Origin of the sequence: Haloarcula hispanica ATCC 33960 (assembly GCF_000223905.1) — an archaeon.
GTDB classification, from domain to species: Archaea; Halobacteriota; Halobacteria; order Halobacteriales; family Haloarculaceae; genus Haloarcula; species Haloarcula hispanica.
In genome coordinates, this window is sequence record NC_015948.1 from 2,116,111 (window position 1) to 2,141,047 (window position 24,937).

General features: G+C 63.8%; 34 protein-coding genes. 11 read left to right on the forward strand and 23 right to left on the reverse strand.

Annotated elements, in window-relative coordinates:
* Positions 1-18 precede the first annotated feature (18 nt).
* The 3 genes from HAH_RS10610 to HAH_RS10620 form a co-directional block, all read right to left on the reverse strand.
* A complete protein-coding gene (locus tag HAH_RS10610) occupies positions 19-210 on the reverse strand; it encodes a hypothetical protein (protein ID WP_014040905.1) in 192 nt (63 codons plus the stop codon).
* Positions 207-608: a Rieske (2Fe-2S) protein gene (locus tag HAH_RS10615; protein ID WP_014040906.1), complete on the reverse strand. Its 402-nt coding sequence runs from the start codon at positions 606-608 to the stop codon at positions 207-209. Before HAH_RS10615 ends, HAH_RS10610 begins: the two co-directional genes overlap by 4 nt.
* Before the next feature lie 62 nt (positions 609-670).
* Positions 671-1,147, reverse strand: a complete 477-nt coding sequence (locus HAH_RS10620; protein WP_014040907.1) for a hypothetical protein — start codon at positions 1,145-1,147, stop codon at positions 671-673.
* Between the two features lie 161 nt (positions 1,148-1,308).
* Between HAH_RS10620 and HAH_RS10625 the strand changes: the two genes are divergently transcribed.
* A complete protein-coding gene (locus HAH_RS10625) occupies positions 1,309-2,022 on the forward strand; it encodes a phosphoglycerol geranylgeranyltransferase (protein WP_014040908.1) in 714 nt (237 codons plus the stop codon).
* Here HAH_RS10625 and HAH_RS10630 read toward each other — a convergent pair whose 3' ends face one another.
* From HAH_RS10630 to HAH_RS10655, 6 genes are all read right to left on the reverse strand, one after another.
* Positions 2,023-4,227, reverse strand: a complete 2,205-nt coding sequence (locus HAH_RS10630) for an APC family permease (RefSeq protein WP_014040909.1) — start codon at positions 4,225-4,227, stop codon at positions 2,023-2,025. It abuts the gene before it with no gap.
* A 2-nt stretch (positions 4,228-4,229) separates the two neighbouring features.
* Positions 4,230-4,694 (reverse strand): NAD-binding protein, encoded by a 465-nt coding sequence (locus HAH_RS10635; protein ID WP_044952261.1) that lies wholly within the window; start codon positions 4,692-4,694, stop codon positions 4,230-4,232.
* A 126-nt stretch (positions 4,695-4,820) separates the two neighbouring features.
* Positions 4,821-5,312, reverse strand: coding sequence for an Lrp/AsnC family transcriptional regulator (locus tag HAH_RS10640; protein ID WP_014040911.1), 492 nt, complete (start codon positions 5,310-5,312; stop codon positions 4,821-4,823).
* Positions 5,313-5,460: 148 nt separating this feature from the next.
* Positions 5,461-6,033, reverse strand: a complete 573-nt coding sequence (locus HAH_RS10645) for a hypothetical protein (protein WP_014040912.1) — start codon at positions 6,031-6,033, stop codon at positions 5,461-5,463.
* The gene (locus HAH_RS10650; RefSeq protein WP_014040913.1) at positions 6,030-6,779 is read right to left on the reverse strand and encodes an ABC transporter ATP-binding protein; all 750 of its coding nucleotides are present in this window, start codon (positions 6,777-6,779) and stop codon (positions 6,030-6,032) included. Before HAH_RS10650 ends, HAH_RS10645 begins: the two co-directional genes overlap by 4 nt.
* On the reverse strand, positions 6,776-7,675 hold the full coding sequence (locus tag HAH_RS10655) for an ABC transporter permease subunit (protein ID WP_023843363.1): 900 nt from the start codon (positions 7,673-7,675) through the stop codon (positions 6,776-6,778). The genes HAH_RS10650 and HAH_RS10655 overlap by 4 nt, the downstream gene beginning before the upstream one ends.
* 193 nt (positions 7,676-7,868) lie before the next feature.
* On the opposite strand from HAH_RS10655, the gene aspS reads away from it, so the two are divergent.
* The gene (gene aspS, locus HAH_RS10660; protein WP_014040915.1) at positions 7,869-9,173 is read left to right on the forward strand and encodes an aspartate--tRNA(Asn) ligase; all 1,305 of its coding nucleotides are present in this window, start codon (positions 7,869-7,871) and stop codon (positions 9,171-9,173) included.
* Between the two features lie 332 nt (positions 9,174-9,505).
* Here aspS and HAH_RS10665 read toward each other — a convergent pair whose 3' ends face one another.
* The 7 genes from HAH_RS10665 to HAH_RS10695 form a co-directional block, all read right to left on the reverse strand.
* The gene (locus HAH_RS10665; RefSeq protein WP_014040916.1) at positions 9,506-9,688 is read right to left on the reverse strand and encodes a hypothetical protein; all 183 of its coding nucleotides are present in this window, start codon (positions 9,686-9,688) and stop codon (positions 9,506-9,508) included.
* 133 nt (positions 9,689-9,821) lie between these two features.
* The gene (gene hop / locus HAH_RS10670; protein WP_044951950.1) at positions 9,822-10,652 is read right to left on the reverse strand and encodes a halorhodopsin; all 831 of its coding nucleotides are present in this window, start codon (positions 10,650-10,652) and stop codon (positions 9,822-9,824) included.
* 143 nt (positions 10,653-10,795) lie between these two features.
* Positions 10,796-11,557, reverse strand: coding sequence for an aldo/keto reductase (locus HAH_RS10675; protein ID WP_014040918.1), 762 nt, complete (start codon positions 11,555-11,557; stop codon positions 10,796-10,798).
* Between the two features lie 80 nt (positions 11,558-11,637).
* A complete protein-coding gene (locus tag HAH_RS10680; RefSeq protein WP_014040919.1) occupies positions 11,638-11,997 on the reverse strand; it encodes a DUF7344 domain-containing protein in 360 nt (119 codons plus the stop codon).
* A 156-nt stretch (positions 11,998-12,153) separates the two neighbouring features.
* Positions 12,154-14,922 (reverse strand): PAS domain S-box protein, encoded by a 2,769-nt coding sequence (locus HAH_RS10685; protein WP_014040920.1) that lies wholly within the window; start codon positions 14,920-14,922, stop codon positions 12,154-12,156.
* 237 nt (positions 14,923-15,159) lie between these two features.
* Positions 15,160-15,765: a hypothetical protein gene (locus HAH_RS10690; protein WP_014040921.1), complete on the reverse strand. Its 606-nt coding sequence runs from the start codon at positions 15,763-15,765 to the stop codon at positions 15,160-15,162.
* A gap of 17 nt (positions 15,766-15,782) precedes the next feature.
* Positions 15,783-16,424 (reverse strand): hypothetical protein, encoded by a 642-nt coding sequence (locus HAH_RS10695; protein WP_014040922.1) that lies wholly within the window; start codon positions 16,422-16,424, stop codon positions 15,783-15,785.
* A gap of 75 nt (positions 16,425-16,499) precedes the next feature.
* Between HAH_RS10695 and HAH_RS10700 the strand changes: the two genes are divergently transcribed.
* The gene (locus tag HAH_RS10700) at positions 16,500-17,102 is read left to right on the forward strand and encodes a metal-dependent hydrolase (RefSeq protein ID WP_023843365.1); all 603 of its coding nucleotides are present in this window, start codon (positions 16,500-16,502) and stop codon (positions 17,100-17,102) included.
* A gap of 64 nt (positions 17,103-17,166) precedes the next feature.
* On the opposite strand, the gene HAH_RS10705 is transcribed toward HAH_RS10700, so the two are convergent.
* The 3 genes from HAH_RS10705 to HAH_RS10715 form a co-directional block, all read right to left on the reverse strand.
* Positions 17,167-17,418 (reverse strand): KEOPS complex subunit Pcc1, encoded by a 252-nt coding sequence (locus HAH_RS10705; RefSeq protein ID WP_014040924.1) that lies wholly within the window; start codon positions 17,416-17,418, stop codon positions 17,167-17,169.
* A 107-nt stretch (positions 17,419-17,525) separates the two neighbouring features.
* The gene (locus HAH_RS10710; RefSeq protein ID WP_004517024.1) at positions 17,526-17,660 is read right to left on the reverse strand and encodes a DNA-directed RNA polymerase subunit P; all 135 of its coding nucleotides are present in this window, start codon (positions 17,658-17,660) and stop codon (positions 17,526-17,528) included.
* Positions 17,661-17,686: 26 nt separating this feature from the next.
* Entirely contained in the window at positions 17,687-17,995 is a 309-nt protein-coding gene (locus HAH_RS10715) for a 50S ribosomal protein L37ae (RefSeq protein ID WP_004591489.1), read from the reverse strand.
* Between the two features lie 75 nt (positions 17,996-18,070).
* Between HAH_RS10715 and HAH_RS10720 the strand changes: the two genes are divergently transcribed.
* A complete protein-coding gene (locus tag HAH_RS10720) occupies positions 18,071-18,295 on the forward strand; it encodes a hypothetical protein (RefSeq protein WP_008312705.1) in 225 nt (74 codons plus the stop codon).
* A gap of 35 nt (positions 18,296-18,330) precedes the next feature.
* Positions 18,331-18,975 (forward strand): hypothetical protein, encoded by a 645-nt coding sequence (locus tag HAH_RS10725; protein ID WP_014040926.1) that lies wholly within the window; start codon positions 18,331-18,333, stop codon positions 18,973-18,975.
* 21 nt (positions 18,976-18,996) lie between these two features.
* Here the strand turns inward: HAH_RS10725 and HAH_RS10730 are convergent, their stop codons facing one another.
* Positions 18,997-19,725, reverse strand: a complete 729-nt coding sequence (locus HAH_RS10730) for a DUF2103 domain-containing protein (protein ID WP_014040927.1) — start codon at positions 19,723-19,725, stop codon at positions 18,997-18,999.
* A 60-nt stretch (positions 19,726-19,785) separates the two neighbouring features.
* A complete protein-coding gene (locus HAH_RS10735; protein ID WP_014040928.1) occupies positions 19,786-20,622 on the reverse strand; it encodes a pantoate kinase in 837 nt (278 codons plus the stop codon).
* A 144-nt stretch (positions 20,623-20,766) separates the two neighbouring features.
* Here HAH_RS10735 and HAH_RS10740 point away from each other — a divergent pair, with 144 nt between their 5' ends.
* The 4 genes from HAH_RS10740 to HAH_RS10755 all read left to right on the forward strand — a co-directional run bounded on the left by HAH_RS10740 (position 20,767) and on the right by HAH_RS10755 (position 22,343).
* Positions 20,767-21,069: a UPF0175 family protein gene (locus HAH_RS10740; RefSeq protein WP_004517029.1), complete on the forward strand. Its 303-nt coding sequence runs from the start codon at positions 20,767-20,769 to the stop codon at positions 21,067-21,069.
* The gene (locus HAH_RS10745; RefSeq protein ID WP_014040930.1) at positions 21,066-21,575 is read left to right on the forward strand and encodes a hypothetical protein; all 510 of its coding nucleotides are present in this window, start codon (positions 21,066-21,068) and stop codon (positions 21,573-21,575) included. The genes HAH_RS10740 and HAH_RS10745 overlap by 4 nt, the downstream gene beginning before the upstream one ends.
* A 137-nt stretch (positions 21,576-21,712) precedes the next feature.
* Positions 21,713-22,102 (forward strand): prefoldin subunit beta, encoded by a 390-nt coding sequence (locus HAH_RS10750; RefSeq protein WP_004591484.1) that lies wholly within the window; start codon positions 21,713-21,715, stop codon positions 22,100-22,102.
* 4 nt (positions 22,103-22,106) lie between these two features.
* Entirely contained in the window at positions 22,107-22,343 is a 237-nt protein-coding gene (locus HAH_RS10755) for a hypothetical protein (RefSeq protein ID WP_005537965.1), read from the forward strand.
* Positions 22,344-22,396: 53 nt separating this feature from the next.
* Here HAH_RS10755 and HAH_RS10760 read toward each other — a convergent pair whose 3' ends face one another.
* Both HAH_RS10760 and HAH_RS10765 read right to left on the reverse strand, forming a co-directional pair.
* Positions 22,397-22,723, reverse strand: coding sequence for a hypothetical protein (locus HAH_RS10760; RefSeq protein WP_014040931.1), 327 nt, complete (start codon positions 22,721-22,723; stop codon positions 22,397-22,399).
* Between the two features lie 78 nt (positions 22,724-22,801).
* On the reverse strand, positions 22,802-23,353 hold the full coding sequence (locus tag HAH_RS10765) for a hypothetical protein (RefSeq protein WP_014040932.1): 552 nt from the start codon (positions 23,351-23,353) through the stop codon (positions 22,802-22,804).
* A gap of 318 nt (positions 23,354-23,671) precedes the next feature.
* Between HAH_RS10765 and HAH_RS10770 the strand changes: the two genes are divergently transcribed.
* Both HAH_RS10770 and HAH_RS10775 read left to right on the forward strand, forming a co-directional pair.
* Positions 23,672-24,133, forward strand: coding sequence for a bifunctional nuclease family protein (locus HAH_RS10770; protein WP_014040933.1), 462 nt, complete (start codon positions 23,672-23,674; stop codon positions 24,131-24,133).
* 43 nt (positions 24,134-24,176) lie between these two features.
* Positions 24,177-24,851 (forward strand): HAD family hydrolase, encoded by a 675-nt coding sequence (locus tag HAH_RS10775; RefSeq protein WP_014040934.1) that lies wholly within the window; start codon positions 24,177-24,179, stop codon positions 24,849-24,851.
* Positions 24,852-24,937 lie beyond the last annotated feature (86 nt).

Sequence of the window (24,937 nt, forward strand, 5' to 3'; positions counted from 1 at the left end):
AAGTCGCCGGTTTTCCGGTCAGTCGGAGACGAACGTCACGCCGTCACAGACCGGACACTCGACGGCGTCCGCGTTGTCGGCTGTGACTGTGTCGACGGTACCGTAGGCGACCGCGTGTGTGACCGGCTCGGGGATCTGGCGCTCACAGAGCGGGCATTCGACGACGCCGGCCCGGAGTCGGTCCCGGTCGATGCTGTGGCCGCCGGTCACAGCTGGAGGTGGGACGTGGAACTCGGGCCGTCATCGTCGTCGATGCCGCCCTCGTGGGCGAACGTGTAGTCGTCGTCCGTGAGGAACACGTCGCCGTGAGTCTCCGAGATCTCGACGCCGGGGAGCGTCGTCCCCGCGGCGTCGCCGTTGTCACAGCCGCCGTCGCAGGCATCGAACAGTGAGCCGTGTCGGGGGCAGATGAGCTGGTCGTCCCGCATCGGAACGCCTCGCCCGGTGTCGAACCGCTGTGCCTCGTGCGTACATCGGTTTACCCACGCCTCGACGCCGTCCTCGCAGGGGACGAGAACGACCTCCTCCAGGTCGCCGTATGGGTCTTCGGCGGTGAACAGCCACGACCCGTCCTCGTGGACCGTCTCGACTGTCGTAAGTCGCTGCACGGCTGGCGTGTTTGGCTGCCGCCGGTATCAGCGTTACCGTAGTACGGCGGGAACTGTGCGCGTCATTCGCCGGTCTCCGCGGCGATGAGGCGCACCAGTGCAGTAACGAACACCTCGAACAGTCGCCAGACCAAGACGCAACTGATGACGAGCACGGCAAGGACGATGGCGACGAGCCAGAGAAGGAGGCCGAACTGCAACTCGGTGAGCAGCCCCGTCGCCAGGCCGACGACGAACCCGCCGACGAAGAGACCGCCAGCGCCCTGGAGACAGCGGCGTTGCCAGCGGTCGAACGCCAGCGCGTCGTCGGCTCCCAGCAGCGATGGCAAGGCGATGCCGAGTCCGGCACCGGCCAGCGCAAGAATAAAGAAAACGCTACCGAACAGATACGAGAGCCCGCGGACGAAGCCCGCACTGGACGACGACGCTGTCGGCATCGTCGAGAAGGAGTACAGCACTCCCACCGTGACGACGACCCCCGTAAACACGAGGACGGCCCGGATGGTAGCGACGACGTACCGGTGCCTGTCCGCTGTCATTGTCTGACGATTGTAACATAGCCATCATAAATCTTCGGAGATATACGTATAGCGCCGACGCCACTCGGTCGCTATCTGTCTGTCCGGGCGGGCTGTCAGTGTGACCCACTGTGGTCGGTGTATCCGAAGCGGTTATACGGCCACGCGCAAGTCTGGCAGGTATGAGCGACTGGGCGGACTGGGACCACATCGTGAAGATAGACCCCGACAAGACGCTGGTCGACGGAGAGACGTTCGAAGACGTCGCGGCGACGGGGACCGACGCCATCGAAGTCGGCGGGACCACCGGAATGACAGAAGAGAAGATGAAGCGGGTCGTCGACGCCTGCGGGAAACACGACATTCCCGTGTATATCGAGCCGTCCAACCCTGCATCGGTCGTCCACAGCGACCGCCACGACGGCTATCTCATCCCGGTCGTGATGAACGCCGGCGACGTGGCATGGATCACCGGCGCGCACAAGGAGTGGATACGCATGGACGACGATATCGACTGGTCGCGGACCTTCACCGAGGCCTACATCGTGATGAATCCGGAAGCGTCGGTGGCGTCCTACACGCAGGCCAACTGCGACCTCGACGCGGACGACGTGGCCGCCTACGCCGAAGCCGCCGAACACCTCCTCGGTCAGGAGATCGTCTACGTCGAGTACTCGGGGATGCTCGGCGACACCGACATCGTCGCCGCCGCCGCGGACATCCTCGACGACGCCACGCTGTTCTACGGCGGTGGCATCCACGACTACGAATCCGCCCGCACGATGGCACAGCACGCCGACACCATCGTTGTCGGCGACCTCGTCCACGACGAAGGTGTTGACGCGGTGCGAGAGACGGTGAAAGGCGCGAAAGACGCGACGGCGACGGTCCGGTAGCTAGAACGCCAGCCGTTCGAGCAGTCGGCCGACGACGCCGTCGGGGTGACGTTTCGTGTCCACTTCAATCGACGCGTGGTCGCTGTCCTGAATTGCTGACTGCGTAGACCCGTCGTCGTTTGACGTACGAGCCGCGAGCCCACCGTTGTTCGCGTGTATCAGGAGCGTTCTGTCGCTGTCAGCCGCGTCTATCGCCGCTGAAAACTCCTGTCGGTCGACGAAGGTCCGCTCCGTCGGCACGTCACAGAGGTCCAGCAGATCGTCGTGGTACGCTTCGAGTTGCTGGCGTTCCTCCGCGGACTGGCGCTCGTCGAGCGGGTAGAGGAACTGGAGGTCGGCTCCGGTCTCCGTCGCGACGGCGTTGCCGACGCGGACTTTCAGCGGGTCGTACGGGCCGCGGGTGGTGACAAGCGTGATCGTCTCCAGCGCGTCAAGCGGCTGTGCGTCGACGGCGATAGTGTCACAGTCGGCCTGTTTCCGGATGCGGTCGATACTGTCACCCAGTAGCGAGTCTTCGAACGACGCACCGCGTTCCACCAGCAGCACATCGACGCCACGCTCGTCGACGGCGTTGGCGACGGCCCGCTCGGGATGGTGGCTCACGAGTTCGCCGTATTCGACGGGAACATCGAACTCAGCCGCCAGCGTGTCGGTCCGGCACTCGAACTCGAGGTCGTCGGAGGACTGGACGCCGGAGGCGTAATCGAGGGGCTGCTGGTCGGGTACTTCGTCGAACTGGACGATAGAGAGACTGCTACCGTTGGGTGTGAGCGCGGCCCCGACTTCCAGCAGTGTCGCTTCGCTCCGTCGCGAGGACCCTTCGGGAAGCGCGACGAGCACGGCAGTCTCCGCCGTCTCGTCGAGTGTCTCTTCGGTCCGGTCGAGCGCGCGGTCGCCGATGCTCCGGCGGACGGACTCCTTGATCGCGCCCTCTCTGGTGACCCGCGGCCGGACGTAGCCCAGATACCAGACGACGCTGCCGACGACGATACCGACGGCCCCGACGATCGCGATGAGGCCCATCTGCGTCAGCAGGGCGAAGCCGGTTATGGTGCCGAATATCGGCGTCCACGGGTACAGCGGCACCTCGAAGGAAGGGTCGTAGTCGGGGGCGTCGCTCTCGCGGAAGCCGATGAGCGCGACGTTAATGAGCGCGAAGACGAGAATCTTGAACGCGCTCGCGAGCTTCGCGATCTCCAGGATCGGGACGAAGAGAATGAGGAGCAACATTACGCCGCCGGTCAGCGAAATCGCGGTCACCGGCGTCCCGAACCGGTCGCTGACCGTGCTGAACAGGTCGGGTGCGAGGCCGTCACGGCTCATGGCGAACGGGTACCGCGACGAGGAGAGGATGCCGGCGTTGGCCGTGCTGACCAGCGCCAGAATCGCCGCGAGAACGACGGCCGCGACGCCAGCAGTTCCCAGCGTCGCCTCGGCCGCGTCCGCGATGGGCGTCGTGCTCCCGGCGAGTTGGTCGAGCGGGATGACGCCGACGACGACGGCGACGACGAGGACGTACAGCAGTGTGGTGAAGCCAAGCGAGCCGAGCATCCCGAGCGGGATGACGCGGTCCGGGTCTTCGACTTCTTCGGCGACAGAGGCTATCTTCGTCACGCCCGCGAAAGAGACGAACACGAGGCCGGTCGCGGCGAAGATGCCGCTCGCGCCGTACTCCCACATCCCGCCGTAACTCGCGGTGTTGACCGCCGGACCGCCGCCGGCGACGAACCAGCCGATCGCCACGAGCATCACCGCGACGATGCCGATCTGGAGTCGCCCGGTCTGTTCCGCGCCGAGGATGTTGACGAGGACGAGAACGACGGCGAGCGTGATTGCAACCGGACGGATCGGCAGGTCGAACAGAAGGACGAGGTACGGCACGCCGCCGACGAGCGCGAGCGCGCCCTTGAACGAGAGTGAGAACCACGTTCCGAGTCCCGAAACTGTGCCAAGCAGCGGCCCCATCGACCGCTCGATGTAGACGTACGTACCGCCGGCCTCCGGCATGGCCGTCGCCATCTCGGCCTTGCTGAGTGCGGCGGGCAGCACGAGCACGCCCGCGAGGAGGTAGGCAGCGATGATGCCGGCCCCGGCGTCTTTCACCGCCAGCGCCGGCAGGATGAAGATACCACTGCCGACCATCGCGCCGATGGATATCGCTACCACTGACAGCAGTCCGAGGTCGCGTTCCAGATCCTTGGCCATGGTTACGCGGTTTCCGGCGTCCGGAGCGATGTTTCGACGGAGCGTTCCAGTTCCGTCGCCAGAACGCGTGAGCCACAGATCACCGTCGAGCCAGCCGACTCGAACGCCGGCCGGTTCTGTGGGTCGTTGAGCACGACGACCACGGTTTCGACATCGAACTGTGTCCGAAGCAGTTGTGTCACGAGGAACGCCCCGTGGTCCGTCTGCATCGATACCAGAGCGACATCGGTCGTTTGGGCCCCGGCGTCCTGAAGAACAGTACGCTCCCGCCCGTCACCGACTACCACGCGGGTGTCGTCGGGCGTTTGCCCGGCAACGCCGTCGTGGTCGGTGACGAGACAGGCATCGATGCCTCGGTCTAACGCCGTTACTACCTCAGACCCGACGTGACGGTCGCTGATGACCAGCACCGACGGGGGGTCGATGTCGTCGTCCACTCGTTCGCGGAGTCCGGTAAGAGATACCATGAGTTCGTAGGGGCCGGAGTTACCCGACCGGTATCCACCCATTGGTTCCGGAAGCCGATAAATATCTAGGAGGTAATTCCGATTCCGGACTATTATAGATATATAATCACCTTTCGGAAGATTATACTATTTAGACTCACCCTCGGTATCGTCGTGCCCGAACTGGTGGAACGGCCGGGTGTACTCGTTCCGAATAAGGTCCTCGTCGACGACCTCCAGTCCGATATCGTTGAGGTCCCTGCCGATTCGGCTCAGGTCGTTCCCGTCGGTTCCGACCACCTCGACGTGGACGTTGTCGGCCCCGGTCATGACCTCCCGGATGGCAACGACGCCGGACACGTCGAGCGCCCGCTGTGCGACCTCCTCGCGCTCGTGGATCGGTGCCGTACAGACGATAAGCGTATGGAGCTGGTACCCCGCGGCCTCGTAATCGACATCGACATCGTAGCCGGCGATAACGCCGGCCTCTTCGAGCTTTGTGATGCGATTCCGAACAGTTCGTGCGGAGACGTCAAGCGATTCAGCGATCTCACTCGCCGACGTGTGTCTCGCATCCTGCTGGAGCGCGTAGATGATGTTCCGGTCCAGATCGTCGATAGGGTACTCCGCGTCGGCCATGTCGATTGTTTCGGCGGCTACCAGTACAAAGGTTCAGGATATTGTCCCGACGCCTTGGTATCGCCCGACTGTCCTCGACACTCCGCTGTGGTTCGCCAGCAACACAGGGACTCGCTATGTGGATTCGAGACACAGACGCCGCTGTGTCTCAGGGAAGCACCGACTGTTCGGTGAGTGTCACGGATACTGACGGGTGGTACGCGACCCAGTCCGCATCCTCGTCCGTGCGGTAGGAGAGGGGGACTTCGTCAAAGTAGCCCTGCAACGTGTACGTGCCGGCAGTTGAAACCCGCCGCCCGATGAGTTCGTACTGCCGCTCGATGGATTCACCAGCCTCCAGCGTTCCGGTGAGTGGGGCGTTGTCTTTGTTCGCTCCGTTTGGCCGTATCTCGACGGTATCTACCTCCGCATACTCGTCAGTCAGTAGTAAGATGTCGAGTGACCCCGAATCGCCTGCTGAAACCAGTCCTAACACCCCGAGTGGCCAGACGCCGGTGTTCTTGATGCTGAGGTCCTGTGTCCCAGTGTTTCGGAGGGTTATGTCCAGCCGACCGGGGCTTTCGATCTCGATATCCCGGTCAACGACTGTCACGTCGAGTGCGAGCGGGTGCGAATCATCTTCGGTTTCAACGCTGGAGATAGTGTACTCGGTATCGCCGAGACAGCCGGCGAGACCGGACAGCGCTGCTGTCGACACAGCCAGATACTGGCGGCGGTTCATGCGTCCACCGCCTCGGCGTGATCGGAGCCGTCAGTCAGTGTCATGAAGATGTCTTCGACTGTCGCGTCAGACGAAAGGTCACAGGTGTCCCGGAGCGCCGGCAGGGTCCCTTCGACAATGAGGTCCCCTTCATAGAGGATCCCGACACGGTCACAGACCAGATCGACCTGCCCGAGGACGTGACTGGAGAAGAACACCGTCGCACCGCGTTCGGACTCGGCTTCGACAACATCTCGCACCAGCGCGACGCCGTGGGGGTCGAGCCCGGTGAACGGCTCGTCGAGAATCAGGAGGTCCGGCTCCCCGACGAGACTCATCGCGAGTGCCAACCGCTGTTCCATCCCCTGTGAGAACTCGCCAGCGGGTCTTTCGATAGCGTCGGCCAGTCCAACGCGCTCGAGCAGTGCTCGCGGGTCGTCGTCCGTACGCTTCGTATCGATCACCAGTTCGAGGTGCCGCCGCGCAGACAGCGACGCATACGTCTCGAAGCGGTCGGGACAGATACCGACACGCTGGTGGCAGGCGACGACATCGTTCCACGGGTCGTGGCCGAGAACGCGGGCCGTTCCCGACGTTGGTTTGATGTAGTCCATCAGTAGATTGATCGTGGTCGACTTGCCGGCACCGTTCGGGCCGAGGAAGCCGTACACCTCGCCCTGTGCAACGGTCATGTTCAGCGCATCGAGCGCAACAGTCTCGCCGTACTGCTTCGAAAGCTCGTCGGTCTCGATTGCCGGCGGCGTCATGCGAGGTCACCTCGCTTGAACCGATAGCCGGCCAGTGCCAGCGGGACGACACCCCAGAAAAGCAGTACGACGAGGGCGAGCGATTCGTGAAGGTAGACCGGAACTGGCTGTCCACTAAAGGCTGCATCAACGACGTACTCGTTGGTTGAGATACCGGGATACAGCACGTCGATGACTGACGTGTACTGGCCACCGGAGTTCGCCAGTCCGAGTATCCAGTTCGTTACAGTTCGGTACGCTCGACCCGGCGAAAGCCGAAGTATAGCGAACAACAGACCGTCAGCCGGCGGTTCGAGCGGATTAACTGCGTTGCCGGTCACAGCCAGGTAGAGACGGACACCAACGACTTTCCACCCCAGTGTCAGCAGCAAAAAGAAACCGCCGAAGAGTACGCTGGTGACACGGACTGTGCTGGTCGTGGCTGCCGATGCCGCTGTTGCGACTGACACGAGCACAACGATGTACAGCACTGTCACCAGAAACACGCCGATGAAACGTAACGGGGAGAACAGCCCGAACTTGACACCGCCAATCACGCCGAGAATAACTGTTGCGAGGGCAAACGGGAGCACAGCCCCGACACTCCGACCGAAGACCTTGCCGATGAGAATATCAGTTCGCGTGAGGGGCAGTCCAAGCAGGAATTTCAAACTGCCCGACGTGCGCTCCTGAATAATCGACCGATACGTGAGTAACAGGACACCCAGCGGGAGGAGAAACGACCCGGCCACCTGAACGAAGCCAACCGTGACGTTCGGGCCAAGCACGTCCCAACTCTGGTAGGTGGGACCATACCCCCAGACGACGAGCAGGGGCGCAAGTATCCAGGTTCCTTTCGATTTGAGTAACGCGACTGCCTCTTTCTGTGCGACGGGAAACCATCGGGGGAGGGCCATGTTGGCGGGTTTGAAAGTGTATCATATAAAACACACTGTCAACGGCTACTCTGTTTACACGGCACCGAGCTATCGCTTCGGCCGGGCCTGATCATCAATGGCGTCTTGTCCCGAGACCAACCGCGTCCGAGAGGGACCTGCGCCCTCGCCTCGAAAGACTGTTCTTAAGTTAGGCCCACAAGAACCAACGTCCATGGAAAACCGAACCTACACGGCGGACGCAACGCCGGGTGACACGGTCACCGTCGCCGGCTGGGTCCACGAGATCCGAGACCTCGGTGGTATTGCCTTCCTTATCCTTCGGGACACCACCGGAAAGATTCAGGTCAAGTTCGAGAAAGACGAGATGGACGACGACCTCGTGGAGACGGGGCTGAACGTCCAGCGCGAGTCGGTCATCTCGGTCACCGGCGACGTCGAGGAGGAGCCGCGCGCACCGACCGGCGTCGAAGTCACGCCAGAGTCGGTCGACGTCATCTCCGAGGCCGACCCCGAACTGCCGCTCGACCCCTCGGGCAAGGTCGACGCCGAACTCCCGACCCGCCTCGACAACCGCACGCTCGACCTCCGCAAGGACGAAGTGAAGGCCATCTTCGAGATCCGCGCAGAAGTCCTCCGCTCCGTTCGCGAGGCGTTCCGCGACCTCAACTGCACGGAGATCAACACGCCGAAGATCGTCGCTACGGGGACCGAGGGCGGCACCGAGCTGTTCCCGATCACCTACTTCGGGCAGGAAGCGTTCATGAACCAGAGCCCGCAGCTGTTCAAGCAGCTGATGGTCGGCTCCGGCCTCGAACGCGTCTTCGAGATCGGCCCGATCTTCCGTGCCGAGGAGCACAACACGCCGCGACACCTCAACGAGGCGACCTCCATCGACTTCGAGTCAGCGTTCTACGACCACACCGAAGCGATGGACGCCTGCGAACACGTCGTCCGGTCCGCCTACGAGGGCGTCGCCGAGAACTGTCAGGACGAACTGGAAGCGCTCGGCCTCGAAGATGAGTTCGCGGCCCCCGAGGGCGACTTCCCGCGACTCACCTACGAGGACGCCCTGGACCGCATCAACGCCACCGGCGAACTCGACGAGCCGCTGGTGTGGGGCGACGACCTCTCGACGGAGGCCGAGCACGTCCTCGGGCAGGAAGTCGGCGAGCACTACTTCATCACCGACTGGCCCAGCGAGATCAAGCCGTTCTACATCAAGGACCACGACGACGACGAGGAGGTCTCGACGGGCTTCGACATGATGCACCCGTCGATGGAACTGGTTTCGGGCGGCCAGCGTGAGCACCGCTTTGACCACCTCGTCGAAGGGTTCGAACAGCAGGGACTGGACCCGGAAGCCTTCGAGTACTACACCAAGATGTTCAAGTACGGCATGCCGCCACACGCCGGCTGGGGCCTCGGCGGCGAGCGCCTCATCATGACGATGCTCGGGCTGGAGAACATCCGGGAAGCGGTGCTGTTCCCGCGAGACCGACAGCGTCTGAGCCCGTAGGAAGCGAGGTTCTGACTGCAGGGAAGACCCTCGAAATCGCGAGCAGAGCGGGACCGAAGGTCCCGCAGGCAGTCGGGCGGTACCACCGCCCGACGACGGGGAGGAACGACCCGTGAGCGGCGAGACCTGAGAGCCAGCGGGACGAACGCAGTGAGTCCCGTAGGACCGACAGCGAATCTCTCCATAGGAACCTCGAAACAGCGAGCGCGAGCGTAGCGATACGCGAGCGCACTGTCTCGCAGCGGTTTGAGTTCGGCAAGTCTTGAGGGATAGCCGCGGATCGACACACTCTATCGGACCGACACGAGGACGGGAGTACGACCCGTCCCCAACTATGCGTTCGCCGCCGCCTGTTTCAGAATCTGTGGCGCAACCACAACTTCGAGCGCGGCGATCCCGAGTGCGACATACCGTATCGTCCCTTCCAAGAAGAGGAACGCGACAGCCGCGACGACCGTGGCGCTGACCAGTGGGATACCGTAGCGAAGGGCTGGGTTTTCGAAAGGGGAGGGCATACAGACTAGTCGCTTGGCCGACATAACTTATCTTTTCTGCATTTGCTACTGTGCGGGCAGGGATGGAGAACGGTCAAAATATAGCTACGGGGACGCAGGCAGGACGAATACTGCTCACGTCTCGATACGCTACTCAGTCGTCAGCAGGAGCCGCGCCGCCGGAGCCGATGCTCGCCCCGGACCCCGAGACGGTGCCTTCGTTAGCGGCGACCCAGCGCAGGAGCAGGAACGCGAAGACGTACTTCGCGAGGATGTCCAGCCCGGAGTAGCCCCACGAGGTGACGCCGACGCTCAGGAGGGCCACCCCTTCGGAGCCCAGCGCCCACAGAATCGGGTAGCCGAGCCACAGCACGACTGTCAAGAGCTTGAGCGTCCCGAATATCTCGCTTGTCCCGGCGGCCTCCGCATCGGCCGGCCACTGGACGAGCAGGACGTACAGCACCGCGACGAAGAACGCGCAGCTGATGCCGTAGAACACCCAGCGCAACAGGTGCGAGGAGGTGATCAGCGCGGCGGCGAGGCCGGTCACGCACATGCCGATGTCCATCGTAATTGCGGTGAACAGCGACGCGATATCGGTGTCGGCCAACAGGCCCAGCGCCAGGAGAATCATCGGCGTTGAGAGCGTCCACGTCAGGTAGCGGCCCCACGGTGACAGGACTTCCTGCCCGGCGAGAGCGTGGCCCGGCGGCATCTGCAGGAAGCCGACCGTCAGGCCCGAGGCCAGACCGGCGTAGCTGGAGATCGAGACCAGCGGAACCAGCATCGTCGCAACCCAGATGAGTTTGGCGCGAGGCGACTCGATATCCCGACCCATCGCGACGAACAGGAGGATGACCACGCCCGCCAGCGCGATGTTCACCCAGAGCGATGAGTTCAGGAGGAAATTCGACTGTATCTCCTGGAGCACATCTGACTGTGTCGCCTGGAGTACTGTCGTTGCAGTGGTACTGGCAGCTGTCATACATTCAATATACGAAAGGACCACTTAAGACCGTATGGCCAAACGGTATCGGTATTCGGTTTATATTCAGACTTCGGAAAGGAACGCTCACTCCGCGAGAATGATATGAAAAACGGCCAACAGCTAACCGCTCCGGGCAAGCATCACTCAGGAAACAGTTCTTTTTCGCGTTCGATGGCTTCGATGCGCGCAATTTCGGCGTCGGTCAGTTCCAGGTCGGCAGCGGCGAGGTTGGCTTCGAGATGGGGTCGGGAGGACGCCTTCGGGATTGTGACGACGTTCTCGTAGCTGGTCACCCAGGCGATGCTGACGGCGGCCGGCGACGTGTCGTGCTGGTCCGCGATGTTGACGACAGTCGGCTCCTCGAACACGCGACCGCCCGCCAGCGGTGCGTACGCGACCAGCGGGTAGCCGTGTTTCTGGGCGTCAGCGAGCAGTGGTTCGCGCCAGAATAGCGGATGGAACTCGACTTGGTGTGCAGCAATTCCATCGAGGTGCTCGCGCGCGACAGTCAACTGGTCCGGCTCGAAGTTCGAGAGCCCGACGTGCTCGGTCAGTCCCGCCTCGCGCACGGACTCGACAGCGGGCAGCGTCGTTTCTGGGTCGTAGTCGCCACGCGGGCGGTGGACGTACAGGAGGTCGACGGTGTCGAGACCGAGTCGGTCGAGGCTGGCTTCCGTGCTCGGATGGACAGCGGTCGGCTCAAGGGCGTCGATCCAGAGTTTCGTCGCGACAGTCAGGTCAGCCCGATCGGTGTCGGCGGTGGCGATGCCTGCACCCACAGTACTCTCGTTATCGTAGATCTGAGCGGTGTCGAGGTGGCGGTAGCCACAGTCGATGGCTGTCCGAACGACAGCCTCGTCCTCGATACCCATCGTGCCGAGTCCGACTGGCGGGAGGTCCATGCTCCGGCGTTCGGACCCCCGTTAAAAAGGAGTAGCGGCTCCGACGGGCCACAGCCCCCCAGATGCGGCCCGCCGGTCGGTTAGAAGTCGGTCCGCTGCGTGACAGCTTCCGCGTGGTTAGCCCACTTTTCTACGGTCGGGGACCCCCAGTACTTCACTGCGCCGCTTCGCTCGTCGTAGTCGATGAGCCCGATCCGATGGAGGACTGGCAGGTGCTCCTCTTCGAGCTGCGTTCGGATCGTCGAGGGTGACGTATCTGTTGCGTCGACCGTGCTCGTCTCCCCATGCTCCGATATTGCCGAGGCTAGCGCCGTGACGTCAGCGGCCGTCTGGTCACCGCTCGCGAAGTAGTGACAGACGGCACGGCGCCGCCAATCAGCCAAAACCTCGAACACGTCGTCTACATCCGCCGTAGACAGCGTTCTGTCCGACGGTGTCATCCCACACCACTGGTCACTCTGAGACCCTCCATTCCTTTGGTTACTCATTTACGCGCATTAAATTAATGGCCCCCAATATTATTAACTCTGTACCTAGACGGCTAGGTACCCGTCGAACACGCTGGCTGTAATTGCCAACAGCGTCACCGGCGCGTATCACTGCATATCGAACACAGCGTCGATGAGATTCCGCTGCGCTCGCCGGAGATGCTGATGGAGCGTCGGTGATGCGATACTGAGCCTCTCTGCCAGTTGCTCGGCGTTCGTATCTCGGGGCCAGGCGTAGTAGCCCGTCAGGAAGGCCGTGCGGAGGACTTCCTTCTGGCGGTCAGTCAGGTGGTTGCGTGGGTCCGTTTCGGTGTCAAGTATGTCGTCTGTCCGGTCGCACTCCTGCTTTGCCGTCAGCGTGCTGTCAGGCACCCGGTCGGAGACTGCGTCCCGTATCGCCCGGGAGTCGGCATCCGGCGGGGCCTCGACAGTAATAGAGAGCGCCCCGTCGTCGGCAACCACAGTCCGGCAGCGGGCACCGACATCGAGAAGCAGCGATTGGACGGTTTCTGTAACCTGCAACTCGATAATGCCGCTGGAATCGTCTGCACGGACGACCCGCGAACCGAGAATCTCCGTCTGAGAACAGAGATGCGCAGAGACTGCATCGGGCGGCCCTTCGTCGACGGAGACATAGAGGAGATGCGTCGGCTCGGTATCGACAGATTCGACGACCTCGATTCGGCATCCGTACGCATTCGCTGCCGAGACAAGGGGTATGTCGGAACATTCCGATTCGAATGTCAGTTCGAGCGTGGTATCGTCAGACAGGAGTTGCCTGTTCTGGACCGCGGCGAGCGTGTACCCGACCATCTTGCCGAGGACAGCGAAACTGTCAGCTATTCGGCCGCCGAACGCCGCTGGCTGGTCGGCGTACACGCAGAGAACGCCGTGGACGGTGTTTCCCTGAACCAGTGGAATCGCTGCGGCGGACTTGAACCCCTGTTCGCGAGCAGCGGCCCCACACTGCTTGAATTCGGACGGGTCGCCGCAGTCCTGTATCGTCTGGACCGCACCTGTCACGAGGGCTGTTGCACACAGCACTTGGTCGTTCCCGTCACTAACGATGAGGTCGTCGAGAACGTCACTATTGTCGCCGGCTACCGTTTTCGGCACGAGTCTATCGTCCGCGCCGGCTCGCTCACCGATCCACGCTAGCTCACAGAGGTCCGATTCGACAATGCGCTCACACACTGTCTCTGCAGTCTCGTGGCGAGTCGCGGCACCACCCAAAGCGTGAATGAGGTCCTGTATGAGCATGTTGACCCCGTTGAGTGTCGCCAGTTCGTCGCGCTGTCGTTCGATCGCATCCTGACGTTTCCGCTCTTCGGTGATGTCCTGATGGATCCCGACGGCCCTGATCGCCTCGCCGTCGTCGTTCCACTCGAACACCTTCCCGATGTCCCGGATCCATCGCCAGTCCCCGTCTTTTGTCCGCATCCGGAACTCGCTCTGATACAGATCGGTCTCCCCGGACTTCAGTTCCGCGAGCGCCTGTTCCACTCGGTTGAGGTCGTCTGGATGGACGAGGTCGGCCCACGTCTCGTAGTGTGGCTCCAGTTCGTTCGTGGTGTAGCCGAGCATCCCGGTCCAGCGCTCGTCGAAGGTGACATCGTTGGTTTTGGGGTTCCAGTCCCAGACGCCGAGTTCCGCGCCTTCGAGCGCGAGATTCAATCGCTCAGTCATCTCCTGATACTCCCGCTCGCGGTTACAGCGCTCCGTGATGTCCCGAGCGACGCCGATCAACCCGCTGTAGTTGCCGGCTTCGTCGTGAATCAGCGTATAGTTGATCGACACCTCCCGTTCGGTACCGTCTTTCCGATAGAACGTCAGATCGGCAGTCGTGCTCTCCTTCTCAGGCGTTTCGAGCAGCGTTTCCACAGTCGCCTGCCCCTTCGACAGTTCACCGGGGGCCAGCACTGTCGAGGCGTGTTCGCCACACAGTTCGTCCGGCTCGTACCCGAGGTTCGCCGCGAACGACTCGTTACAGAAGTCGATGACACCCCGTTCGTCGAGCGTGTAGAGGCCGTCCTGTGCCTGCTCGACGAGGAGATCCAGCAGCGCCGTGCGGGCATCACGCCGGGCGGTTTCGGTGATGTCTCGCAGTAGGACGAGCGTGAGTCCCCCTGCGGCGTCCGGTAGCTCGTGCCCGTGTCGAAGGAGGTACTGGTCGCGGTCGCTACCCGGAACCCGGACCGCAACCGGTTCGGTCGGGGCGTCCCGGAGTCGCTGTAGCTGTCGACGGCCGCCGGGCGTGTCGGGGAGTGCCGTCCGCATGGCGTCGTAAAAGCCCTCGACCCGGCGGGTATCGTCGAGGCGGTCAACGAACGTCGACACCGAGTCGCTCGACCAGTGTACCGTTCCGTCATCCGCCAGTAGGACAGCGATTTCGTTCGCTTCAGCGCGCGATTCGATTCCGGACAGCGCATCTCGGAGCGCGGACTCGGTCCGATCGGCCGACGCCGACACGACGCTGACAATCTTCTCCGCCAGAAACGTCGGCTGTCCGTCCCCCTGTTTCCTGACGACCGTCTCTGCATCGTCGAAGACAGTCGCAGCGCTGTCCGGGGCAGTGGCGTCGGTGTAGAGGACGACCGGGTAGCGGTCGTTCGACACCAGTGGGGCCGGGATATCGCCCAGTCCAGTCGGGTCGAGGACGAGACAGGAGACCGCTGTCGACGCGGCAGCTTCCAACGCGGCATCCGTCGTTGCCACGCTCGTCACCGTCATCTCGGCGCTGTGATCCGCCAGAACCTCGTGTATCTGCTCTCGTGCCGTCGCGTCGGAGTCGAGATACACGACTTCGATGTCTCGACTGGCAGCGCCGGTCTGTCTCGCTCCCGCAAACGCGACATCGTCGAGGCCATTCCCAATCATCGCCCTGGTATGCTGTTCAACCACTTTACTGAGGCATAATAACTGTTCGGCGGCCACAGCGGCTCCAGACAACGATCCGACACGTTCGCCGACACAGTGGCTACCCCATCGGGGATAACACACGGTTCCTGTCGTAGCCCATCGGACAGAGAACGCTCGGACCGATGACGCACCGTATTTAGCCACCACGTCCCCGTTAGCTGTCACCCGGGTAACGGGGCCGGTGACGCTTCGGCGTCAGTCGAGCACGAACAGCCGCTCCCGGAGGGTCTCGGCGACGTCAGTGAGATGAGCCTGTCCGAACGCCGCGACCAGCAACGCCCCGAGCGAATTGAACATCGTGTCCCGGACCGTGTCATCGAGGCCGTGTTGCGCCAGCGGCATCGTGACACCCGTTTCGGTGGCGACGATGTCGAGCGCGAACTCGAACAGTTCCCAGATCACGCCGAAGGACAGCACGACGACGAAGATGTACACGAAGAAGACGCGCTTGGGGATGTGAATCGAATCGTTGTGGAGGTCGATGGTCCGGGCCGTCGTGTACCCGAACGCGGCGATGAGCGAGGCTGACATCGCGTGGGTGAGGTGGTCCCACCAGCCGATCTGTCCGTAGAGCCCGGCCGACCCGAGGGTGTGCAGGAACACCGCGGTCGTGATCCAGAGGGCGAGCCACGGGTCCAGGGCCAGATTGTAGTTTCGCCGCATCACTGCGGGGAGAAACGTGACGAGCAGGCCGATACCGCCGTTCGTGATTGGCTTCGGTTGGCCGGCGACGATGCCGTAGCCGACCAGCCCGAGCAAGACGAGTTGCATCGCGCGGGTGATCCGCCGCTGGTTCCGCATCGACGGTCGGGGCAGCCTCATCGCCGCACCATCCGTCGGAGACCACGCCAGAGGCGGCGGTCCCGCCGTCTGAAGTAGCCATCGAACAACACACCCGCGGCGAGTCCGGCGAGGGTGACGTACAGCCACTCGGTCATCAGCGCCTCGTTGGTCGTGAGATACGACGTCCCGAGAAACCGGTCGGCGTTCCACCGGAACACCGTCCAGGCCGCCACGGCGGCGAGTGTCGTCAAGACGACGAGACAGACGGCGAACCAGTGTGTGACTTCCAGCTCGGTGAACATATGCAGTTCCACGATGACGAGTAGCGACAGCGCTGCCAGCGAGAGATACGTGGCAAAGGTTCCGACCGTCCCCCCGACGAGGCCGCGGACCAGGATCGGCAGGCAGGCGAGAAAGAGCAGTTCCCAGGGCAGCATGACGCGCCACTCGCGGAACGCCACCGGCGGCACGAGGACGACGAAGCCGACGACACCGACGAGCAGTATCCACTGGTAGTCGATATCGAGGACGCTTTCGACGAACACAGCCGTGAGAATCGCGACGAGCACCCACGCGATGATCGCGTTGGTTCGCCCGTCACGAAAGAGCTTCTCGAACGTGTCATCGAGGTCGATAGCCCCGAGACTGCTGTCGGGACGGCCGGCACCATCGCTCATTGCAGTGGACTGGGGTACGACGGAGAATAAACCCAGCGACGTGTTTATACCGGCTACGGCCCCTTGTACAGGTATATGATGCTGCCGACGCACGCGATAGCGGGGCTCGCAATCGCGACACCGCTGCTCGTCCTTGCGCCAGACCACGCCGCAGTAGCGCTCGCTGGCGGCCTCGTCGGTGGCGTTTTGCCCGACCTCGACCTGTACTCGGGCCATCGGCGTACGCTGCATTACCCAAGCGGGTACACGCTCGCGGCGCTCCCGACCGCCGGGTTCGCCGCTATCCTCCAGACACCGCTGCTCGTCGCGCTCACGTTCGTACTGCTGGGCGCTGCCCTCCACTGCCGGATGGACCGGTACGGCGGCGGCCTTGAACTCCGCCCGTGGGAAGGCACGTCCGAACGCGCCGTGTACGACCACGTCCGCGGGCAATGGCGGTCGCCCAAGCGATGGATACAGTACGACGGTGCACCGTCGGATGTGGGGCTGATGGTACTCGTGGGTTCGCCGCTGTTCGTCGTTCTAGACGGGCCGTTCCGGTGGGTCGTCGCCGCGGCCCTCGTCACCGGTGCGACGTACAGCCTCCTCCGGCGTCGACTGGCAACCCTGGCCCCGGTCGTGTTCGGCAACGTTCCCGAGTCGATCTCGGCCCACGTCCCGGACCGTTACCGGCAGTAGCGCTCGGCTACTGACCCGTTTCCGATATTTCTGTGACGCCGCCGTTATTTCCGCGCCGCTTTCCTCACTGCGGTCCCGCGACAGCGTCTTCAGCGACGCCGCGTAGCGTCAGCCATGTGTTGATTCCGGCCCGCAGTGCGACGAGATCACTCGCCTCGACCGTGAGTTCGACCCGCTGTCCGTCCCGGCTGAGGCGCGCCGTCGTCCGGTCCCCCTCGATGTCGTCGATTTCGGGACGGATGCTCCGCTCGATGGCGCGAGCCCGGTCGGCGTTGTCGTACTCCGCAGTCAGGTGGGTCCGATGTGGTGCAGTCATACTGTTCGAAATGGGAGCGTCGTCGTATCAGTCGCGGGACTGCCCCAGAAAAGCCGTTTGCAACGTGGCGCAGTCGGCCGTCGACCGTCAACGGCGTACCGACAGTCTCAGTTGACGTTGATCTCTTTGACGTCGGGTGACCGCTCCTTCAGCAGGACGCGGTGTCCGCAGTACGGGCAGCGAACGCCGCCGTACTCGTCCAGCGTCACGTCGCGCTTACAGCGTGAACACTTGTAGCTCATAGTTGAGAGATAGGAACGGGGGTCCTTTACTCCTCGTCTTCGGACAGTGCGGCCCGAATGGAGCGTCGGACGGTCTTGCCGCCAGGCGTCTCCGGCTTGTAGCTGCCGCCGGTGAACTTGTAGTCACAGTAGCTGCACTGCCAGATGCCCGTCCCCTGGCGGTCGACTCGGTCTTCGCCGCAGTTCGGACAGGCGTGGTCCTCGTTCATCTCCGATTCGATCTCCGCGACGCGGCGTCGAGACACGCGACCGTAGCGAGCGCCGAAACGGCCCGAGCTGCCGGTCTTTCCGCTCTTGCTAGCCATAGTGGTCTGTTGTCCGCCGAGCGGCCACATAAGGCCTTCGAGATGCGGCCCGGTCGACCGACGGCCACAGGGATTAACAGGCCCGGCCGGCAACGACCGACTGACATGGACGAGCTACTCGACGTCGTCGACCTCGTCGCGGACTCCGGGTTCGAGGGTATCGTCACATGGCTCGTGCGAATCGTCGGTCTCGTCGCGCTGCTGGGCGGGCTCGGGCTGTGGCTGTTCACCGAGATGGGACTGCTCGTCGTGCCGGCAGTGCTGATACTCGCCGGTATGGTCCTGCTCGTCGCGCCCAGCATTCTCCTGCTGACCGCGGAGCTAGCCTAGAGAACTCAAGAGGGAGGCGGGCAAACCGTCGGTCGATGGCAGCGTTCGACGGGCTTCGAAGTCGCCTCCAGCGGGTCGCACCGGCCACGAGCGGGCGGCTTACGGCCTCGGAGTTCTTGCTCTCGGGCGCAGCAGCCGGACTGCTCGGCTGGGGCGGCATCCAGGCGCTCACCTGGCTCGACCACGCCAACGGCCAGCTGCTCGCAACGGTGCTGTGGGTCGTCTTGATCGGCGGCTTCGTCGGCCTGACGGTCCTGCACGCACCGGACTCGGTCCGCTTCTCCGACGCGATGCTCGCCTGGGGAACGGTCAACACCACTGCGACGGCGCTGACGGTCGGCGGCCTCCTCAGTGTCGTCCCCGAACAACTGGCGTACTGGCACGCGTGGGTCGGCGCGACGGCCATCGGCTACTGCTGGACCGGCGGCGTTCTGAAAGGGGCGGGTCAGCCCGCGCGCGGACGCGGCTACCTCGGAGCGGGCGTCGTCGGCCTCTGTCTGCTGACTATCGGGGCCGTCGCGTTTCCGCTGGTCGCCCCGACCGGCTATCTGGCGCTCGCCGCGCTCCATGCAGGTCCGATGGTACTCGACGTGCGGACGGCGTTACCGGCTGTTCACCGGACTGGTGTCGTTGGAGCCGCGGTAGCCGCTGTGCTCGTTGTCGGCGTTGTCGTGGCGTGACAACCGGTCCCGGCGCGGGTGCTACTCCTGCAGTTCGGCTTCCTTGAGTGCCTCGTTCAGATCGGCCCGGACGTGTTCGCCCAGTTCGCGGTCGCCGGCCGTCGTGACAACGCGGTTCTCCTGGACGCTTGAGCCGTCGCGGATGAGCACCCGGACGTTGCCGTTGGCGTCGGCGCGGGTCGCCTTCGCCCGGACGCCCGTCGGCGAACTCGCGCCGCCAGCGTCGATGGGACCGGGGATGACCTTCTTGACGTGGGGGTGGCCGGCGACGGTCTGGATGACTCGCTGGCCCGACCGGCCGCCGATGAGCGTCGAGTGGCTCCCGCCGAGTTTCTCCGAGGGCGCGGCGTCGACCACTTCCAGCGCGGGCTCGCCCTGGCGGTCGATGACCCGCTGAACCGGATCGTCGCCCTCGACGCGGAAGAACTCGTAGTGCAGTTGCGGGCGGACGGCGGCGATGACGTCGCGGTCGCCCGTGACGTACACCTCCTCCGGTCGTTTCCGTCGCACCTCGTCCGCGACGAGGCCGGCGAAGTTGCGGAGCTCGACGACGACCGTTTCGTCGCTCCCCTCGCCCTCCGGCGTCGTCGTCACCGTCCGCTGGCCGACGACCGACCCGTCCAGCAGCGAGGTCACTGTCGCCCGCTCGCGGTCGAGTTCGAGGACGACGGCGTCCGTATTGGCAGTGTGACAGACCAGGCAGTAGTCGCCCGGTCGGTCGAGCGGCGTGGCACACTGCCGACAGTCCATAGCTGTGGCTACGGCTGCGCGCTGATAAGGAAGCCGGTTCGGTGGTTTTGCGACGTGTGGTCAGCCCTCGTCTTCGATGGTCGCACCGGGCGGATAGATAGCGGCGACGGTCGCATCGTAGCCCGCGTCGGTGAGGCCGGTCCCCAGCGCAAACACTGTCTCGCCGAGCATCGCCATCGCGGCGTCCCCGCCCGCTTCGGCCACGTCGTCGATGACGCTTTTCACCTCCGGCGTCAGCAGCTCCGCTTCACGGGAGAACTGCCGGGAGGCCTGGATAAACGTCGACAGTTTCGGCTCCTTGACGACGGTAGAGAGCGCGCGCTCGCCGGCAGCTGTCAGGATGTCCGTGTCGCCGCCGACGACATCCGCCGTCGATAGCTCCCCGAGTGTGACGTACTCGATGCGGCTGCGGGCCGGAATGGCGTCGAGATAGTTGAACTGCGGCCCGCCGGGTTCGAGCCGGAGCGGCACGCCGCCGCGGGCCTGCGCGACAACGTCGCCGAGCCCGGAACCGGCCTGGACCTCCGCGCCGTGGGCGATGGTCACCAGTTCGTTGTACGAGAGCCCGTGGCCGAAGACGGCATTGGCCGCCAGTGCGGTGCCAAGCGCCAGCGCGCCGGAGACGCCGAAGCCCGACCCGAGCGGGAGCGGCGTTTCAGCAGTGACAGTCGCCGTGGTTCGCAGCGCGTCCAGCACTCGCTCGACGGCTTCCACCTCGATTTCCTCGCCGTTCAGCGTTATCTTGGTTTCAGCCCCGCGGCTGACGGTAACAGAAACGCCGTCAGACAGGGCCAGCCCGCCGCCGCGGGAGCCGGTCTCGATCGGGTCATCGCCACGGTCAACGGTAAAAAAGCCCGTGATGTGGCCGGGGACGAACGCGTGTGCTTCGTCGGTCATTGCCTCCTCGTGGGACCCAGTGGCGTTAAGGATTGGTGGTCGCCCGCTCCGTCCGCACACGCTCCGCCCAGAGTTTCAGGAGACCGACAGGCGGTTCTCCGACCCGTAGTTTGATGTATGTTTACACGAGATGACTGTGAAAACATGCCGACAATCAGCGCGCGGCTCCCGAGTGAAGAGAAAGACGAACTGGACGACGTCGCCGAGTTGCTCTCCGAGGACCGGTCGACCACGATTCGGAAAGCCCTGCGGGAGGGACTGGAAACGCTCCGGCTCCGCGTCGCCGTCGAGCAGTACCAGTCCGGCGACGTGTCGGCGGCCGAAGCCGCACAGCTTGCGGACCTCTCCATCGCCGAGTGGCTCGACGTGGCCCGCGAGCGAAACCTGACGACGCAGCTTGAGCTGTCCGACTTGGAGCTCGACGCCGACACGGCCGCGGAGCTATGACCCGCATCTACGTCGGGCCGACGTCGCTGTACTCGCTGGGACAGGTGGGGGAACTGTCGCTGCTGGACGCGTTCGACGGCGACATCGTCATTCCCGAGCCCGTCATCGACGAGGTCCAGGTCGAACCGACCGCAACGAACCTGACCGAGTACCGCGAGAACGGCATCGACACCGGCGTCGACGAGGACTACGTCGACCAGGCCGAGTCCCTGCTCGGCGATTCCGACCTCGGAGCCGCTGTGACGGTGCTCGCCGGCGTGTTAGCCCACCGCGACAGCGACGACCGCTCCGCCGTGGCCGTCGTCTCCGAGGACCGCACTGTCCGCCGGATGGCGCAGGGCCTGGGTGCGGAAGTGACGAGCAGTTTCGGCGTCGTGGTCCGGGCCGCTATCGAGGACAAGTACCTCAAACCGACCCAGGCGAAGCGGATCGTCAGGCGGATTGATCAACACGGGATGCACCTGACCGGGGAGCTACGGGAGCGGGCGGTTGGAGAGGTCGCCTGAGTTCACTGCCGCGAATAGTGGGTTCATGTCTTTTAGCGCCGGGTTTTCGACAGAACGATTGTGCTCTCAGCCCCTTGCCGCCCCGCTGCTGGACTTGAAAGCGTGGGTTTAACAGTGCGGCCCCCAACTCTGGAGGTATGCAGGGTAATCTTCCGCCTGAAGCACAGGAGAAGCTCGAGGAACTGCAGGACCTTCAGCAGACAGCACAGCAGGTCGCCGCACAGAAACAGCAGGCCGAGACAGAGCTCCAGGAGTCCCAGACGGCTCTGGACGAGCTCGACGACATCGACGAGGACTCGACCATGTACCGCGAGGTCGGCGAACTCCTCGTGAAGACCGAGTTCGACGAGGCACAGGACGACCTCGAAGAGAAGGTCAACAGCCTCGAAGTCCGCGTCGAGACGCTCGAAAAGCAGGAAGAGCGCGTCCAGGAGCAGTTCGAAGAGCTCCAGAGCGAGCTCCAGCAGATGCTCGGTGGCGCAGGCGGCGCGGGTCCGGCCGGCGGCCCCGGCGCTGGCGGCGCATAAGGCGATGCCGACAGACGATGAGGTCGTCGAGACAGCCTCGACCGCGGCCGAAGACGTTGTCTTCTCGCGATACGATGTTAGCGCGGTCGAGGACCTCGACGTGACTGTCACCTTCGAAGATGGCGTACTAGATGTCGACGTGTACGTCAACGCGCCCGACAGTCGTCAGGACGAGGCACAGGTCGCGGACGACGCTGCCCTTGCCGCACGGGCCGCCGTCGACGACCTGTTCGAAGAATAGGCACCCGCAACGGAGCGGGCAGCCACTCGGTGTTCTACCGACGCCGCGAACCGTCAGTCGTGGCTATCGACGGCTGGGTCCCCGGTCCGGTCGCTCGCGAACCCGGTTCGGAACGCAATCCAGCCCAGCACTGAGACGAACAGTATCGGCGGGAGAATCATGAATCCCCATAGCGGGTCCAGTCCCCAGCCAAGTAGCAGGGCCAGGTCGAACAGCCCGATAGCGAGAAACGGCGAGACGAACAGGAGAGCCCGCTTCCGGTTCATCTCGCCCGACGATTCCGACGCCGACGAGTCCTCGTCACCCGCAAGGAGGTCTGCAGTCGTACGGTCACGGGGTCCGTCGTCGGCGTGGACGCTGGACTCGGCGGTGTCATCCATACCCGTCACTCGGAGTTCAGCAAGCAAAAAAACCGCGCTTGGTCGATCGTCGAAGGAAGAGCCGTCAGGTCAGGGGGATTACGCGTCGCTGTCGTCGCTTTCGTCGTCAGTGGACTGTTCGTCGTCCGCGTCCCTCTCGTCGGTGTCCTCGTCCGCATCCGCGTCGTCAGTGGACTCCTCGTCGGTGTCGTCCGCGTCCGCGTCAGCGTCCTCGGACGCGGATTCGGTTTCGTTCTCTGCCCCGTCGCTCTCGTCACCGGGGGTCAGGTCGCTGATCTGTGCGCCCAGGTCGCCCGCGAGTTCGCCGGCCTGCTTCTGCCCGATGAGCGTGTGGATCTCGCTGACGAAGTCAGGGACCTGTCCGGGGAGGTCCGACGGCGGGCCGCGCTGGTCGCCTGCCTGGCCGGCGTCAGCGGGCGGGCCGCGGCGGTCAGCTGCCTCGGCAGCGCCGCCCGATTCGTTCTCGTCTGCGGTCGTTGTTTCGTTCGCTGCCTGCTCGGCGGCGTTGTCCGCCTGTGCGTTGTCCGCGTGGTCATCGGCCTGTGCGCCTGCTGCGCCGGGGAGTGCCGCCGCCGAGCCCGTGATGACGAGCACGGCAAGCAGGCCGCCGGCAATCGTAGTGAGTTTCATTGTGATCGTTGCCTCCGCTCGTCTCTCTGGCCCAGTGGCATATGAAGAGGGCAAGCCGAAAAGGCGAATTAAGTCGAATTTATCCGAATTGGCCGTTCTATCGCCCGTTTTAATTCGGTTTAATCGCGATTCAGTGTGCGCTCACCAGGCCGTCGCGTCCAGACTGGACTGCTGGGCGGGATGGCTGGCGTGCGCGTCACGCGGTCGGTCCGGTCGACGGAGGCGTAGCCGGAGTCGGCCAGGCGAATAACGGACAGGATAGACCCCTGAAACCGCCGCCGGGGTAGCTTTTCATACCCGCAAACCCAACACTGGCCCATGGAACACGATGCCACGGTCGAAGGGGTCGGCGTCGGCGTCAGCGAAGAAGGGAGTGGCACGCCGGTCGTCCTGCTCCGTGCGCGCGAAGAGATTGTCCCCATCTTCGTCAGCAAGGACCAGGCCCAGTCGATGCAACTGGCGATGGCCGGCGAGCCCTTCGAGCGCCCGCTCACCCACGATCTGCTGGTCGAGATGGTGACGGAGTTCGGGGGCGCCATCGACCGGGTCCGTATCGACGATCTGGCCGACGGGACCTTCTACGGGAAGATCGACGCGGAGCAGTACACCGACGACCGGCGGAAGGACATGGTGTTCGACGCCCGCCCTTCGGATGCCATCGCGATTGCCCTCCGGGTGGATTGTCCGGTCGTCGTGACAGACGATGTTATCGACGAGGCCGGGCGACCGCCGGAACAGTTCGACCAGAGTGGGAGCGGCAGCGAAGACCTCGGACTGTGAGAACACGAAACATTTCTGCGTCTGTCCACCCTTGATACCCTTGATGGGGTACGAATCGGTCATTTTCGACAACGACGGCGTGTTGCTGACGCTGACTGACATGGACGCACACTACGTCGGCGCGCGCCGGGCCTTCGAGGAACTCGGCGTGCCGTCGCCGTCGACAGCCCACGTCGAGGCCATGAGTATCGGCGTGACTGTGCCCGAACTCACCGACATCTGTACCCAGTACGATATCGACCCCGAGCGGTTCTTCCGGGCCCGTGACGAGGCACTGACTACAGTGCAGCGGGCGCTTATCCGGGCCGGCGAGAAACAGCCCTACAGCGACGTGTCCATGCTCGACCGACTGGACTGTCCGCTGGGCGTGGTCTCATCGAATCAACGGGACACCGTGGCGTTCGCGTTCGAGCATTTCGATATCGGTCACTACTTCGACACCGTCTGGGCGCGCGAGCCGACAGTCGAGAGCCTCCGCCGGAAGAAACCCCGGCCGTACTACATCGAGCGGGCGATGGCGGACCTCGATGTCAGTGACGCCCTGTTCGTCGGCGACAACGAATCTGACATCGAGGCGGCACACCGGGCCGGAATCGACTCGGCGATCATCCGTCGTCCGCATCGGACCGACACCCGACTCGACGTGACGCCGGACCACGACGTGTCCGGCCTCGAAGACGTGGTTCGGATCGCTGGCCGACGCAGCGGGAGCGACTGAGCCGTATCCGGACCTAACAGATACATAGTCAGCACATTCTGGTACGTATACTGAAAGCAACCTTTCCCATGGCAAGTGCCGTGAAA